We start from the raw sequence: 14,261 nt of genomic DNA on the forward strand, positions 1-14,261 counted from the left end.
GGCTTTGCTCCTACAAGGTTGAGCGCATAATTGCATCTTAGCTCAACTGGTATTCTGTTTGATAGAAACCGCCTTAATCGTTAAACTGCTCAAGGTTTCGATCAACTCACTGTGAATCCGCCATCGATAACCAACGGTTGTCCAGTGATGTAGCTGGCAGCATCAGAACAGAGAAAAACAACTGTTTGAGCAATTTCTTCTGCCTGTCCTATGCGTCCCATTGGTGCCATAGATGCGAAATCATCCGCTGTGATGCCCACCGGGTCAATGCTACGAGCAAACAACTCAGTCGCAATAGCGCCGGGATTAACCGCATTAATCCGAATGCCCTGCTTGGCATAGTCGAGTGCTGCCGCTCGTGTCAGCCCCACGACGGCATGTTTACTTGCGACATACGGAGATATCCCTGGAAACGCAATCAACCCTGCTATCGCGGAGGTATTGACGATCGCCCCAGCTCCTTGAGTCAGCATTTGCTGGATTTCATATTTCATGCACAAGAACAGTCCCCGCACGTTGACCGCCATCAGTTTGTCAAAGTCTTCGATCGACTGTTCGTGCAGGGGTTTAGAGCGTGCCTCAATGCCCGCATTGTTGAAGGCACAGTCGAGTTTCCCAAACTTCTCGACTGTGGTTTGCACAAGCGCTTTTATGTCGGCTTCGTTCGAGACATCCGATTGCACAAATAAACAGTCAACGCCAACATCTCGTAGCTGAGCTTCCGTTGCTTTACCTTCTGGTTCGCGTCGTCCTGAGAAAACCACTTTAGCTCCTGCAACACCGAATGCTTTAGCGGTTGCCTTGCCAATTCCTGAAGTTGCTCCCGTAATCAAAGCCACTTTATTTTCAAGTTTCATCGTTTTCTCCTTTTGTAGTTGAAATGACTTCTGGCATTTGCTAGTCAATGTCTGATGGCATTTGCTAGTCAATGTCTGAGAATCAATAGTGCTTCTCCAATTTTTTGCAGCAGAACCTGATTCTCTCATGTTGCTGTTTAAAGTGGCTTTTGATTGCTTGAGTACTTGCAAGTGTAGATTTCGACGAAATACTCCAGCGGTTGTAGTAGTTTGTCGATCGTTGGATCGTCAGATTTAAGGATGCCGCAATCGCTGCTCCAGCAATGCCTCCACCATTCAGGATTGCGATCGCAAAGTGCTTGCAGTAAATGCGAATAGGAATCATCAAATACCTCGTTTAGGCTAGGCTTGCCTGCTAATCCTGGCTTCTGGCGCAGCTTGCGAATGGCGAGGCAACAGAGTCGCAGGTAGGATGTCATTTTTAGCTGTCGTGGCATCTTGGTTAGTAGCTTAGTTCTTGCATAATTGAGCAAATGAACAACCTCTTTGTCGAGATCTGTAGAGCAAAATTCACTGGTTTGGGTTGCGGTTAACATAGTTCAAAACTCGAGTTGTACCTAAGTCATCTAAAAGCGAGCGCAAAATTGACGGGTGTGTAGCACCGCTTCACCATGCTCGGGAATCCACGCTGCCCACCGATCCTCTGATATTTGACAAAGTAGCAGTGCCTCGTCAAAACTAAAGGTACTAGGAAGTTCCAAAAGGTGTACCCAAGTATCAGCCTGGAACTCCTGCTGCGACGATTTGAGGTGAGACTGGTTTGACCACTCCAGATTCTGCTTTTGAGGTCGAACACCAAAATCTTGTATGTATGAATTGAGATTCATCGTTTTGTTTTCCTTCCTGGTAAACAACACACAATAAAAGCTGGCTTATCTCTAGTAACTAACCTTATTCAAATTTCTAATACGGCTATAGATAGAAAGAGTATGACCAAAATCTGATAGTCAAACGATGGCTGAATTTATTGCCCAGCAAAAAGTGCAACTTTTGATGACCAAACAGATAGATCTCCCAAGAAACAAGAAATGACAGTAAAAATCGATACTGTTGTTTGTGGTCGTAAATCCATCCACGAAAGCGATACAACACATGTAGATTCTGCTAACACATCAGAATTTGGTCATACCCGATAGAAAGAAATCTTTCCTGTCTGCGATCCCTTTCTTGGTTAATGACTCTGGCTCTTTCGCGGTACCCCGAAGCCAGGGTAGTGAGGCAATAGTTCCGCCGTTTCTTCTGGGGTCAGCATCTTGACTCCGTACTTGGCAGCCAGCGCGATGGCGGGGGCTGGATCGGAGAGCGCGTATGTGGTTGCGTTCGCAGGTAGTTCCATGCTGGTGGACGGACTCGACATCGCTTCAAAGTACCCGTCCAGACCGTACCCGTCTGGACCGCCTGGTTGCAACAGAGCGAGGAACCGGAGGGTGGGCGACAGGTAGTAGAACGCGTGCGCCTGGTTCCGAGGGAGGAAGATCGTTTCGCCTGCCCGCACTGTCCGGACTTCGCCCATGCAGTATACCTCCAGTTCGCCTTCTAGAATGTAATACACCTCATCCTGGTTATAGTGGAGATGGGGCGGCGGCTCATTTCCCGGTTTCATCCGAAGTTCCAGAAGGACGAAGCGGTTTTCGGTCTCGGCGGATGTCACGAGAAAAGTCATGAGACTGCCCATGTATGACCGAGTAGTCTCCGTGACCGCGCTACGAACAAAGAAATCTGCTGACTGTTTCATGATTTGACCTCTGATATTAATGCGACTATCGTGTTCACGATTGGTTTTGTGGTGATTTAAGTCTTGCAACTCAGTCGTTGCATTGTTTGCCTGAATTCAATAGATGCCTAAGAACATTGAACGACTGCATTTTCAGCACATAGGTCTACCCAGGGCATGGATATCCTTTCCAATCTGTGCTAGATGAGTGGCAAAGGCTTGTCTTTCGCAGTTGTATATTACTATGCGGGGAAGTTTGTATAGGATGCTTCTGATTCTTTGTACCTAAAGTGTACTAAGTTCCAATGTTCAACGTCTTTCGGATTCTTACAACAATTTGTCAGATTCTTATGGTAAAGGGCGAATTTGCTTGGGTGTCAGTCCGGTGATTCGCTTAAACTGTTGCGTCAAACAACTTTGACTGGAGAAGCCGACTTGTACGGCAATGTCTGCGATCGCTAAATCCGAAGATGATGCGTTACGCTACAATAACATATCCTATGCAAGAATCCGGAGTTATTAAATCCACTATCCTTAGTAAAAGACGGCTTTCCATAAAATACCTGACTACTAGAGATGCCGGATTTCGTCCGGTGCCACTTCCCAATGGTTATTGCGTCCGTCCGCATATCGAATCGATGCTGAGATCAACTCCTGCGGATCTACGTTGTCTAACGCAGTAAGTTGAACTCCCACATAATCCCCACCGATCGCCTCAGCATATCCTCGTGCAAACGATCGCACTCCACAATACTGACAAAACAGATGGTGCATTGTCTTTCTGCCGAATTGATAGTCGCTCAGCGAGTCTTCTCCTGCCATTAGCCGAAACGCATCAGGCTTGATGATTACGTTCCAGTTTCTGGTTTTGGTACAGATAGAACAGTTGCATTTGTTCGTTCCAGCACTTAAATCAATATCAGCCTCAAACCGCACTGCTCCGCAGTGGCAACTTCCTATGTATGTTTTCTTCATGGATTGTAGATTAACCAGTCGTTTTCTCATTGTGTCTAAGTCCTTTTCCTACCTATCTGGGGATAACCCGCTCTAATGCTCAGCTTCTTTTAGATTCTTAGGGCAGTTTGTCAGATTCTTATGGTAAAGGGCGAACTTGCTTTGGTGTCAGTCCGGTGACTCGCTTAAACTGTTGCGTCAAATGACTTTGACTGGAGAAGCCTACTTGTAAGGCAATGTTTGCGATCGCCAAATCCGTTTTCGATAACATCAACTTTGCCCGTTCCACCCGCAGTTGAATTACATACTGATGCGGCGCAATCCCCATCGCCTGTTTGAATAAACTCGCGAAGTAAGTTGGGCTGATATTGACGACACTTGCTAGTTCAGCCAGTGACAAATCTCGATTCAGGTGAGTTTGAATATAGTCGATCGCTTGCTGCAATTGTGTACGAGTTAAGCCTCTGTTCTGGGATGTAGCAGATTCTGTTTTCAGCATTTGACATACCTACTTTGAAAGATAGAAGTTCCAATTTTGTTTAGCGATTTCAGGATCGGCTGCAACGTGTTCGGCACAGTTGAGACGAAGATGACGATCGCCAAAGGGTGCATTCACCAGCGCACAATGATGTGGACGATCTGACCTTGGATACCGATTGGGCTGAAAGAATTGACAGGTAACACACATTCTTGCTACTGAAATCTGTCCCTGTTGTTGAAGCTTGCGAATCATTTTGATCAGCCCCCGCAGAAAGATGACTTGTTCCTCCTCGGATAGCTCATTCACGGTATTGAGCAAAAAATCAGACCAGGACGCTGTTTGTGTTGCTGTCTGCTGTCCTTGAGTAGTCAACGTGATGGCGATCGCTCGTCTATCTTGAGGCGAGCGCGTTTTTTGCACTAACCCTTTCTCAACCAGCGACGTAACCGCATCGCTGGCAGTAGCAGCCGTAACCGCAAGATGTTTTGCCACCTCTGACAACCGCATTCCAGCATCGCCTTTATCGATCAGAAGCGCCAGGATTTGTCCTTGAGTCGGTGTTAAACCTTGTTGTCCAGCATCTTGCCAGGATTGACTTTTCAGCGCCAGCCCAATTTTTTCTAGCCCAATCAAGATGTGCTGTTCGATCGCGCTTGAGGCATCGAAGGGATTTTCGCTGACACCAATATTCGGGGTTTCAGCGGGAAGGGTTAATTCTGTGTTGCGATCGCGTTGAGTACTGTCCATGAATACTGACCGTATAAGGCACCAGGTAAGTGAATAGCCCCATCAACCAGCGCTCACGGGTCATTTCCCCGCGCAACACAGCACCGCCATGATTAATCGCGAAGAGTAACGATCCTACAACGAGAGCCACTTTTAAGGCATCGGGTCGCAGGGCTGAATCAGTCCAGATAGTATAGCAAAACTTTAACGTTTTCAGCATGGCACCATTCTCGTTTAAGCGATTGCTTGCAGTGCTTCAATTGCAGCTCGATCATTCGGTTCATTCAACACATTACTCGCATAGTTTCTGGGTCACTTCTTTAACGATGCGGAGGTGTTTTTCAATGCGCTCAATTACTACTGCTTCAGGCGTATGCCCAAACCATCCATCTAGTAATTGCAGGTTTTGGTCAACCAGAAGAAAGGACGGTGTTCCTGGTAAATGATTCAATGTAAAGGTTGCTGATGTTTTGGCGTGCCGCTGCAAATAAGCGTTCACCTTTTGGCGCAGTGCTGTTTGCTCTGATTTGGGCAGGTGATCGAAATCAGGAATCGTTTCAGTTAAAGCCTCAATATTTTCAGGTGTTACGAGTGCTGCACCTGTAGTAGCTCGATCGACTGCAACGGGAAAGTCGATCGTTTGAGAGTAAAATTCTCCTAATGCTTGCCGAGTTGCTCCAACCAGTTTCATCTCCGTCAGAAGCAACGCTGTATTGGCAGCAGTGTTGTACTCAAAATCCTCAAAAGCCGTTGAGAGTCCCAAGATATTCAAGCCCAACTGACGATACTTCCAATACAACTTGTTGACGAGGGGAAAACCGTAGATGAAACAACCAGGACAGTTGACTTGAAATACAAACAGAAGATTCAGCGCTTTGAGGTCAAATGTACCTTGCAAGACACGATCGATCTTGAGTTGGATTGCCATGATACTACTCCTAAGCAAATCGAGTGGGGTTGCCATTAATAGAAATCAGGCGATCGAGCCGAATCTCTGTTCCGTCTTTGAGCTTCAAAAAATCGGCTTGGTTTGCAGCATACACATCCACAATTCGATCCTGAACTTCAACGATTTCTCCAGTTACAGTGCGGTAGGAAATCCGACAGGTTTGTCGCAGCGTTGCCAAGGCTTCTAGCCGATCGTGAAAATCACAGTCCACTAAACAATAGTCATTCATTGCCCAACTCCTTCCAATAGTTGTTAGCAGCAGCGATCGTGGCAAACTCTGTAGCAACCGTTTGTCCTATGGCGATCAACATCATGGCATCGTTACCATAGACCTCTCGCAACTGTTTGCGCTTCTCTTCATCAGGTTGAGTCAGCTTGACAATCAGTCGCGCCAGTTTCACGGCTAATTGCCGTCCTTCCTCAGGCGTTTCGGTAATCAACGAGTTGTTAGGAACCAGTGCAATCGTATCCATTGTTTATTCTCCTGTTAGTATCAAACTTTCTGGTGAGCAGTCTGCACCTTCCAGCATTAATTGAGTCACAACTTCATACGCCTCTGTCCACGCTTGTTGCACGTCAGAAGTCCAGGCTGTACCCAGGCTTACCTCAAAAGTTTTAAGCAAGCTACTGCCCACCATTGGATAGTGTTGCGGCAATACACCGTACTGAGTGTGTCGAGTGCCCAAGCCTCTCAATGCACTGCTTAAGACATCTGGTTTACCCAAGTTATTGACGGTAAAGACGAGAGATTGAAACAGTTGTTTGCGCTGCTTTTCCATGTTAGTATTGGCAAACAAAGGCTGGACTTCTGGATAGTCCGTGAACAGCACTGTGTAGAACTGTTTAGTCACCTCCAAGCTATTCACTTTAATTTGAGCAAAGCTGCTTTCTAGCAATTCAACATTGAGAGCCATTTAATTTTCTCCGTTACTGAGGTTGCACGCTGTAGGGAAGACTTAAATCCCCTGAACTAACGCTGTACGCTTGATAGACCCCAACCATAGGGAGATTTTTGTTTGTGGCATTCACTTGCATATAAGCAACAACGCCATCAAACTTGAACTTTGTTTTAGATTGAATGCGTTGAGCCGGAACTAAAACACTGAGCTTGTTACCTTTTAGCAGAACAGGGAAACCAGGAGAATCAAAATACATTGGCATACCGGGATTGGTAGGCGGAAGCACAACAGTTTTGTCGGTTTTGTTAAACTGTTTGACCGATAAGCTACCAGGGACGCGATCGTCCTTGACCAGTACGACCCAATGGCTATGAAAAATGATGCCATCGTCGGCATAGTTCGAGTTGTTGTTCTCATCCCACAGTGGCGTATCATCGAAGTCTGGATGAGACGTAACTGCCAGTGCCAAAATCCCTTCGACCTTCCCAAATCCAGCATCTTCGGGTTTTAGAGTCGTTGGAAAGACATAGCCCAGCACAGGTGCACCATCAACGCTACCCTTAGGTTGGGGTAATGTTTTACCAGCCGTTCCTTTCACAGTTTGCTCAAAAATCAGTAAATCTGCATCTTTGAGATAACGAACGCTAGTGCCTAAAATTTCTAGATCGGGTGACTTTGGAGTTGGCACAACTTGAGCAGACGACTGTGCAACTGTTGCTACCATAGATTGAGTTGTAGAACGGGCATCAGCTTTAAGACTGGAATAAAACAGTGCCAACGTGAGGCTTAAACTGATACCGAGTAAAGCAATGAGAAAACGTTTCATCACAACCTCTTGTTGCATAAATTAGGAGCTGAAGCGAATGGAAAATGCTATGCTGCCGTCAAGACGTTACGGTGTTGATGCCTTTGCGTAGTGTGGAGAGGTAACAATTCCGGTGAAATGTATTTGATTGTTCACCATTAGCGATAAATAACCCCAAAGACAAAAGTGAGGCAACTTTGAGAGAGCATCGTTAATAGTGAATTCTTTATCGAAAGTAAGCGTGATGCCAAGACCAACAAAGCTGTAAGAAAAACAATCCCATAGCCAGCACGACAACACTGAATACTGACAGTGAGAACACTAGAAAAACACTAACAAATTCCATGAATACCTCCAGATTAGAAATATGCATCTTTGGCATAAGGAGCACACCAAAGCGTCACTTGTAGAGTGATGGATTTGAACCAGGCTTGATACATATTTTCAACGTCTTCTGCGCTGTGTCCCTTGTTTGACAGAAATGGCTTGATGGTGGCTGCGATCGGGTAGATGAAGGCAATCATGTACCGCATCCCAATATGAGGAGTGGCTTCAACCCGATCGGTCTGGTTTTTCTTGGCGTAAGTGTGACGCAGACCGATCTCCTGCTGATAGTTCAACCAATCCCGATCGTAAGGTCGATTACAGGTGTCTAAAATCCATTGAGCAAAGCGTTGGCGAACAGCAGTCAAGTAGTCGGAGTTTAGCTGCCCTGCATTGCTGAAGTAATACGCGAGATGCGAGTTGGTAGCAACAAAGCCGTACCAAACATCTAATACCGCATCAATTTGGTCTTCTAATACTTCTCCTGCCAACCGTAGATATCTCTCATCTTCATTCGTAAACAAAACAGTCTGTTTGAGCAGTTCCAAGTCGTTGAGTGTCAACGGTGAATGAGTAACTTGTTCAGTTCCAAAGGTGTAACCAGCGATCGCGTTCATCGATCGATCTCCTTTCAATTAACGAGTATTTGGATGCGAATCATGTCGGACAGAATGCTTTAAGAATTAGCCGATCGGGGGTGAGTACAAGGCAAACGCATCTTGTCAATAAAGGGCAATTAGCCACTAATTGTTGCGAATAAACTCATTAAAGGGCAGCTTATTGAGAACTTATCTCCAGATATAGCGTAAGTTGAAGTCCAAGACACTATATATATTCTCTGGCAAATTTAGATACGTTTGCCCTGGCTTTACTATTGAGATTGGGGTACATGAGTAAGTCTATTTGTCAGAATTGCACTGTTCTATGGCTTGAAGTCTTTCTCTGGTAGCTCCACCAGTCGGTCTAGCTAGGGGAATATCTTCACAAACTCTCAGATCTAAGCTAGTCTCTGCGCCATTAATGTTAGGGTTAGGGCGAGACACCGCATCTTTAGGTATTGGAGACACCTGCGATTCTTCCAGAACAGGGTTACTCAAAGGGCGGTTGGGTATCTCTCGATCGGAGTTAGGGCTGGTATTTGCAGTGTCAGGTGTTGTAGTCGTAGAGGGAACTATCTGCGTTTGAGACAGTAATAACGTTGCTCTAGGATTGGCTCCAGTCGCTCCGCTATTTGCCAAAAATACGGTGAGTATGAAACTACCTGTCAAAATTTGTTTCAGCATTTCGTTTACCTACTTTATATTTGTCTGCTGAGTAGAAGATGAAAAGTACCGAGCGCGTCAGAGTTGGGACACGGTGATTTTATCTGGAACCGAAATGTAGGCGACCGTAGCCGAGAAACTGACCAGAACTCTTCTCTCCAGTTGGAAACGCCGTTACACCAAATAGATAAATACCTCCACTAGGATTGCGCTTGGCTCTAAGAGCAACTGTGACTGTTGTGCCTGGTGACACGGGTGGATAAGGCGATCGTTGCTTCTCCAGGTTTATTCGGTTGCTCGCCGCCAATGCTCGCTAAAGGTATTTCTGAACCTCTAGCAAATCTGCTACCGAGAAAAGCACGACTGCGACTCGGATCGAACGAAACTGTATCAGAGTTCTGGCGTTGAGAGATCGTGACTGCTCCCAAAGGCTCTCCCGCATTTTGAGGAATTGCCAACGTGAAATAATAAGTTGCAGGCGTGTGTGGAGATCTATAGCTAGTTGTAGCTTTTACTAGACGGGGAGGATAGTTAAAGGCGATTTGTCCGTTGCCTAATTGAACTGCCATAACAGGCAAGGTGACAAGAGAACCAGAGATTATAGCGCCAATAGCCAAATTTCTCTTAGCACTCAAGATGTTACGTGCAGATGTTTGTTTAATCATATTTTTCTCCTTGTAACTTAAAGTTGTTACGACTGTGAAAGATTGTTTCTAGAGCAATCGTTACTACCCAGAGTCGGGTATGGTTAACACTCAATTGTTTTCTCCAAATGCTCCTTAAAGTTGACTCATAACCCAGGGCAAACGCATCTTGTCAATAAGGTGGAAATTTCCTCGGTTTATTGAAAATAATGGCAACAAACTAAGGCTTATTGAGAAGAAAATGGGTTGAGAGTGTTTGCAATAATTCGGAGTTTATTGAGAAAAACTAGTTTGGTCATAGGGTCGGGAGAAGTTAAATATGCGACGAATATTCTAGGAGCAAATTTAGAGGCGTTTGCCCTGGGGGTGAGTAGAGAAAAGCTATGGCTGCAATTTATTTAGGACTCCTAAATAATTACATTTCCATCAGTAGTCTGTCAAGGGGGTCGTGAGAGAATCTTTGCCTAGATGCTTATCCCCCTTTTATCTAGAAACAAAAGCTGAAAGCCTTGCAATTATTGCGTTTTGCTTTTTTGTCATTGAAAGTATGAATAGCCGCTGCAAACCAAGCGCGAACATTTCTAAACTCCTCACAATCTTCATTGCTTTCACGATCGTTGTTGCTAATTCTCGCCCCAAAGTCGAGGGATGGAATCAGGATTGATATTTTTAGCGGCACGATTTAGCAAAGTGCGTTGCCAATTCGATGCTAGCAAGGGACAACTTGCCAGTTCAGCCGCTGCTTCTCGGTTGTTCAAATCGTGATGCATGATTTGGTTTGCCCGTGCGATCGTCCACTGTGGAAAGGGGCGATCGCGCAATACAAGTTCCATCCCTGCTTCAACCGCGCCTTCTTTCAGCACACGGAAATACCAACCTGTCTGTCCAGTGCACTGAACTTGTAATGCTAAATCCCGGATTCGCCAGCGACGCGACAATTTCCAGCACGGCTGGCGAGGTTGAGATACCTGAACCTGAGCTTCGCCAATGTCATAAATATCTCCAATACACACAGATGCTTCAGTTTGAGCGGTAACTGTAAAATTTTCTCCAAAGGCTCCGTAGAAAAGATTGGGCAAATTTAAACGCGATCGCCAGGAGGGATAGTGTTCAGCCGCATACACCAGTACTGCTTTTTCAACACCGCCATGACGTTTGAGATCGGCTTGACCATCTCCAGCTAAGTTGGTGCTTCCAAGCCAGATTCTCCCTTGAATCGGTTCTTTGAAGAATCCAGTAGACCAAGGACGATCCATTGGATCTAGTGCATTTGCAATACCAAGCAATTTGGGTAGTCCAACCTGAATCGAAAGAATCTGGGCGACCATTTATCCCTCCTTTGTAAAACACAAATAAGGTACAACCTGTTTTCGACTGAGGAATGTGGGATGAGCCAATCAGATTATGAATAAACGTTCCTGCTGGATAGTCCCTCGTCCCATTACGGAAAACATCAGAGCGTACAAAGGCTTCTTCAGACCCCGGTTCATGAATATCGATGCCCTCCCGTTTTACCCCTGGTGTTAGCATCTAAATGATCGAGATACCTAAACCATACAAGTAACTTGCCTAACAGTCAAGTTACTTGTATGATTAAATTTAGTCTTCAGCTTCGAGTTTCAGCTAATTAGAGCGATTAAAGTGAATAAGCACAGACAAATAGAAGTTTTGGACAATGGCAAATGATTGCTGTAGGGGTTCCTAAAAGATTGCCGACTTGTCTAATGGGCAATATAATGAACTAAGTTGCTTAAAAGACAAACTCATGGAAAGTTCGATCGAAACCCTTCTCAAGTCTGAATTAACCAAACTAGGACAACAGTTACGGACTTTAAGAACTGAACGGGGTTGGACTTTAAGCGAATTGAGCGAGCAAGCAGATGTGTCTGAGGCATACTTGTCACGCTTAGAAGGTGGCGAACGACAGCCCTCACTAGCAGTCCTGTTTAACTTGGCACGGGTATATGATGTTTCACTGCCCGACCTATTTGGCTCAACTTTAGAAAACTCAAAGCCAGTGGCTTCAGAACGAAAAGCTTCTGCGGGCGTTGTAATTCGCGCAGGCGATCGTCTACTTCAAGAAGGCAATGGGCTGCGCTACACTTCCCTCGCTGGCGGGAACCATCTTGCCGATTTGCATCCACTCCGAGTAATCGTACCTGTCGATCGACAAGGAGATCATCACTATCAGCATAGCGGTGAAGAGTGGCTCTATGTTCTCTCCGGTCAGTTAATCCTGACGCTAGTAGACGAGCAATTTTTACTCAATCCGGGCGACGCGGCTCATTTTGATGCGTTTCTCCCACACGATATCTCTGCAACCGGAGAGCAAGACGCTGAGATTCTTCTGGTTGCCTGTACGCCCACACGCTCTTTATTGAAAAGTTACCTTTCCGAGAAACAATCATGAGAATCCACTATTTACAGCACGTTCCCTTTGAGAAATTGGGCAACATTTCGACTTGGATGACCGATCGAAACTATTCGGTATCCTCCACCAGACTCTATGCCGACGATCCCTTACCGACGGTGAATGATTTTGATTGGTTGATCGTCCTGGGCGGACCCATGAATATCTACGAGGAGGATCGGTACCCCTGGCTAAGTGCAGAAAAACAGTTGATTAAGCAGGCGATCGAGAAGGATAAATTAGTGCTTGGTATTTGTCTGGGAGCACAGCTGATTGCGGATGCTCTAGGTGCAAGAGTGTATTCGGGTGAACACAAAGAAATTGGCTGGTTTCCAATTAAAACAGTAGAAGCAGTTCAGCAATCCAAAGGTCTTGAATTCTTGTCCTCAGAACTGACTGTTTTTCATTGGCATGGGGATACGTTTGAGTTACCAGAGAAAGCCATCCGTCTTGCCTACAGTGAGGGCTGTGCCAATCAAGCATTCCTTTACAGCGACAAGGTGCTTGGCTTGCAATTTCACTTGGAAGTCGATCGGCAAGGTGTACGGCAAATGATTGAGAATAGTGCATCAGAATTAGTCGCAGGAAAATATGTTCAGAGTTCCGAGGAGATGCTTTCCGCAAATAGGAATTTTGCAACGATACATAAAGTCATGTACCACTTCCTTGAAATGCTCTCATGCCACGATCGCAAAGCCGTCCAGAATAGATAGGTTACTCGAATGTGACTTAGACTTGATTGGAACCTTTGACCTGCTCAAAGCTTACTAACCGGAGCGTAAATTAGTTAACGTAGGAGATGTAGCTACGTCCCTCAAATTTGCCGCACAGCCCAAGTTGAAAAAGCTGAGTTCGCGTTCGGTGATGAAATGGGCGTGCGCTCTGATGATCGAGCAGGTCATTCCTACGGACGAGTTGGAACTACACCTATTGTGCCAGGTACGGGACAGCGCTTTGGGGTTAATAAGTTATCACTAGTGGATGGAGGCAGTCAACTAATTACGGGCAATCAACCGGATTTGATATTAATACACAACATTACTCTCATGTCGTGCAAAACTTATGAGAGTGAGAAACACGTTGAAACGCGCATCTGCCTGGGCTGTTCACTATTTTATGCTTTGGTTAGTATTTATCTTCCAGAGCAATAGCACGAAGAACCAGCCTCCTTGGAAGGATGTTCTAAGGATTGGTTGTGAGTAAACTGTAGGAGTCTTGAATTTGGATTGTAAAAACTTTTTGACCCGTTGCCTTTCAAGTTCACAAGATTGAGAAAATAGCAGCCCAATCGCTGCTGGGTGAAGTTACGTCCATCAAACCAACTCCAGTGCCAAGTGATTTTAGTCTGATATTATCGCCAAACCCAAATCTGCTCGGTTTGATAAAATTCCCCGCGTTGTTCGAGCACGAATCCATTGTGCAGTAACGCTAGCCAGACCTGCACCAGCAGCATTCTTAAAGATTGCACAAGCTTTGGCAATGGCACCGCCTGATCGTGCTGATTCAACCACGCCGCAATCGCTGCCCCCACTGGGAAACATCCTCTTCGTGCGAGACGGAGATCGCTTGTCGATACGCCACTTCTGGGTCAATCAGTTCTGTCTTTGCCAGCGCATCGATTAAGGCGTGTCGATCAACTGGAGCAACAATTGATTGTATACCGTCAACGTTACTCAACTGGGGTGCTTTACGTGGTAAATTAGTTAATGGCTCGATGTACGGCTCGAAGTCAATTTGCATTGTTTGGCGCACGTAGCGATCAAAGGCATCTGATGGCATAACTGGTCCATCATGACTCGTCGTTGCTTGGATCTCCTCGAACGCCCGGAGCGATCGCACTTCAAATACATCAGTAATTTGTACAATTGCCTCGCCTGCCACTTGCAATTGGCTAGAGCAATCGAGATCGACGATCGCTGCTTCCACTTCTTGCCACAGCGAAGCTAAATCCGCGTCTTCAGGCTCAGTCATCGCTGCTTGGAGTGCATCCCAAAGCGGGAGATCCAGCCATTCAAAGAGCTGCATGAATCGCATCCTGATGGTGAATGCAAGGACGAATCGAACAGAGTTGCGGGTCAAGCCGCTCTTGAGCTGCAAACTTGCAAATGCCGTATTTGTTTTCTAATAGCTCCAGCAGCTTCTTCACGTATCGATGGATTTGACTCGGCACCATCCCAACGCAGTGAATCGGCGGCACGAGAGCAACCATTATCTGCCCCTGCCACACCTGCGCGGA

At 45.9% G+C, this 14,261-nt stretch carries 20 protein-coding genes and 4 pseudogenes; 3 read left to right on the forward strand and 21 right to left on the reverse strand.

The window, feature by feature from the left end:
• Positions 1 to 101 precede the first annotated feature (101 nt).
• From DSM107010_RS32685 to DSM107010_RS43350, 19 genes and pseudogenes are all read right to left on the reverse strand, one after another.
• Positions 102 to 857: an SDR family oxidoreductase gene (locus tag DSM107010_RS32685; protein ID WP_127024975.1), complete on the reverse strand. Its 756-nt coding sequence runs from the start codon at positions 855 to 857 to the stop codon at positions 102 to 104.
• A 137-nt stretch (positions 858 to 994) separates the two neighbouring features.
• Positions 995 to 1,276: a hypothetical protein gene (locus tag DSM107010_RS32690; protein WP_127024978.1), complete on the reverse strand. Its 282-nt coding sequence runs from the start codon at positions 1,274 to 1,276 to the stop codon at positions 995 to 997.
• Positions 1,277 to 1,423: 147 nt separating this feature from the next.
• The gene (locus DSM107010_RS32695) at positions 1,424 to 1,684 is read right to left on the reverse strand and encodes a hypothetical protein (protein WP_106170039.1); all 261 of its coding nucleotides are present in this window, start codon (positions 1,682 to 1,684) and stop codon (positions 1,424 to 1,426) included.
• A gap of 344 nt (positions 1,685 to 2,028) precedes the next feature.
• Entirely contained in the window at positions 2,029 to 2,592 is a 564-nt protein-coding gene (locus DSM107010_RS32700; protein WP_106170032.1) for a cupin domain-containing protein, read from the reverse strand.
• A 327-nt stretch (positions 2,593 to 2,919) separates the two neighbouring features.
• A pseudogene (locus DSM107010_RS43345) lies at positions 2,920 to 3,030 on the reverse strand (helix-turn-helix domain-containing protein); the annotation flags it as partial.
• Between the two features lie 111 nt (positions 3,031 to 3,141).
• The gene (locus tag DSM107010_RS32710; protein WP_106170042.1) at positions 3,142 to 3,546 is read right to left on the reverse strand and encodes a GFA family protein; all 405 of its coding nucleotides are present in this window, start codon (positions 3,544 to 3,546) and stop codon (positions 3,142 to 3,144) included.
• Between the two features lie 118 nt (positions 3,547 to 3,664).
• The gene (locus tag DSM107010_RS32715) at positions 3,665 to 4,024 is read right to left on the reverse strand and encodes an AraC family transcriptional regulator (RefSeq protein ID WP_106170034.1); all 360 of its coding nucleotides are present in this window, start codon (positions 4,022 to 4,024) and stop codon (positions 3,665 to 3,667) included.
• Between the two features lie 9 nt (positions 4,025 to 4,033).
• Positions 4,034 to 4,753 (reverse strand): MarR family transcriptional regulator, encoded by a 720-nt coding sequence (locus DSM107010_RS32720; RefSeq protein ID WP_127024981.1) that lies wholly within the window; start codon positions 4,751 to 4,753, stop codon positions 4,034 to 4,036.
• Positions 4,704 to 4,952: a nitrate/nitrite transporter NrtS gene (gene nrtS / locus DSM107010_RS32725; protein ID WP_127024983.1), complete on the reverse strand. Its 249-nt coding sequence runs from the start codon at positions 4,950 to 4,952 to the stop codon at positions 4,704 to 4,706. Before nrtS ends, DSM107010_RS32720 begins: the two co-directional genes overlap by 50 nt.
• A 72-nt stretch (positions 4,953 to 5,024) precedes the next feature.
• A complete protein-coding gene (locus tag DSM107010_RS32730) occupies positions 5,025 to 5,660 on the reverse strand; it encodes a hypothetical protein (protein ID WP_127024986.1) in 636 nt (211 codons plus the stop codon).
• 10 nt (positions 5,661 to 5,670) lie between these two features.
• Positions 5,671 to 5,910: a hypothetical protein gene (locus DSM107010_RS32735; RefSeq protein ID WP_106169533.1), complete on the reverse strand. Its 240-nt coding sequence runs from the start codon at positions 5,908 to 5,910 to the stop codon at positions 5,671 to 5,673.
• Complete coding sequence (locus DSM107010_RS32740; protein ID WP_106169534.1) at positions 5,903 to 6,154, reverse strand: hexameric tyrosine-coordinated heme protein; 252 nt, start codon at positions 6,152 to 6,154, stop codon at positions 5,903 to 5,905. Before DSM107010_RS32740 ends, DSM107010_RS32735 begins: the two co-directional genes overlap by 8 nt.
• 3 nt (positions 6,155 to 6,157) lie before the next feature.
• Positions 6,158 to 6,595 carry a globin family protein gene (locus tag DSM107010_RS32745; protein WP_106169535.1) on the reverse strand — a complete coding sequence of 146 codons (438 nt, stop codon included), beginning with the start codon at positions 6,593 to 6,595 and terminating at the stop codon, positions 6,158 to 6,160.
• 13 nt (positions 6,596 to 6,608) lie between these two features.
• Positions 6,609 to 7,424 carry a hypothetical protein gene (locus tag DSM107010_RS32750; protein WP_106169536.1) on the reverse strand — a complete coding sequence of 272 codons (816 nt, stop codon included), beginning with the start codon at positions 7,422 to 7,424 and terminating at the stop codon, positions 6,609 to 6,611.
• A 320-nt stretch (positions 7,425 to 7,744) separates the two neighbouring features.
• Positions 7,745 to 8,326, reverse strand: a complete 582-nt coding sequence (locus tag DSM107010_RS32755; protein ID WP_106169537.1) for a protoglobin domain-containing protein — start codon at positions 8,324 to 8,326, stop codon at positions 7,745 to 7,747.
• Between the two features lie 282 nt (positions 8,327 to 8,608).
• The gene (locus DSM107010_RS32760; RefSeq protein ID WP_106169538.1) at positions 8,609 to 8,992 is read right to left on the reverse strand and encodes a hypothetical protein; all 384 of its coding nucleotides are present in this window, start codon (positions 8,990 to 8,992) and stop codon (positions 8,609 to 8,611) included.
• Between the two features lie 79 nt (positions 8,993 to 9,071).
• A pseudogene (locus DSM107010_RS32765) lies at positions 9,072 to 9,636 on the reverse strand (DUF2808 domain-containing protein).
• 602 nt (positions 9,637 to 10,238) lie between these two features.
• Complete coding sequence (locus DSM107010_RS32770; protein WP_127024992.1) at positions 10,239 to 10,943, reverse strand: MOSC domain-containing protein; 705 nt, start codon at positions 10,941 to 10,943, stop codon at positions 10,239 to 10,241.
• Positions 10,944 to 10,947: 4 nt separating this feature from the next.
• Positions 10,948 to 11,136, reverse strand: a pseudogene (locus DSM107010_RS43350) (cupin domain-containing protein); the annotation flags it as partial.
• Positions 11,137 to 11,380: 244 nt separating this feature from the next.
• On the opposite strand from DSM107010_RS43350, the gene DSM107010_RS32780 reads away from it, so the two are divergent.
• From DSM107010_RS32780 to DSM107010_RS32790, 3 genes are all read left to right on the forward strand, one after another.
• The gene (locus DSM107010_RS32780) at positions 11,381 to 12,025 is read left to right on the forward strand and encodes a helix-turn-helix domain-containing protein (RefSeq protein WP_106169243.1); all 645 of its coding nucleotides are present in this window, start codon (positions 11,381 to 11,383) and stop codon (positions 12,023 to 12,025) included.
• Positions 12,022 to 12,738 (forward strand): type 1 glutamine amidotransferase, encoded by a 717-nt coding sequence (locus DSM107010_RS32785; RefSeq protein ID WP_106169242.1) that lies wholly within the window; start codon positions 12,022 to 12,024, stop codon positions 12,736 to 12,738. The genes DSM107010_RS32780 and DSM107010_RS32785 overlap by 4 nt, the downstream gene beginning before the upstream one ends.
• Before the next feature lie 162 nt (positions 12,739 to 12,900).
• The gene (locus DSM107010_RS32790; protein WP_127024995.1) at positions 12,901 to 13,176 is read left to right on the forward strand and encodes a hypothetical protein; all 276 of its coding nucleotides are present in this window, start codon (positions 12,901 to 12,903) and stop codon (positions 13,174 to 13,176) included.
• 352 nt (positions 13,177 to 13,528) lie between these two features.
• On the opposite strand, the gene DSM107010_RS32795 is transcribed toward DSM107010_RS32790, so the two are convergent.
• Together DSM107010_RS32795 and DSM107010_RS32800 are read right to left on the reverse strand one after the other, a co-directional pair.
• Complete coding sequence (locus DSM107010_RS32795; protein ID WP_127024998.1) at positions 13,529 to 14,050, reverse strand: hypothetical protein; 522 nt, start codon at positions 14,048 to 14,050, stop codon at positions 13,529 to 13,531.
• A pseudogene (locus tag DSM107010_RS32800) lies at positions 14,037 to 14,261 on the reverse strand (hypothetical protein); the annotation flags it as partial. The pseudogene DSM107010_RS32800 and the gene DSM107010_RS32795, both read right to left, overlap by 14 nt.

The organism is Chroococcidiopsis cubana SAG 39.79 (genome assembly GCF_003991895.1).
Lineage (GTDB): Bacteria > Cyanobacteriota > Cyanobacteriia > Cyanobacteriales > Chroococcidiopsidaceae > Chroococcidiopsis > Chroococcidiopsis thermalis.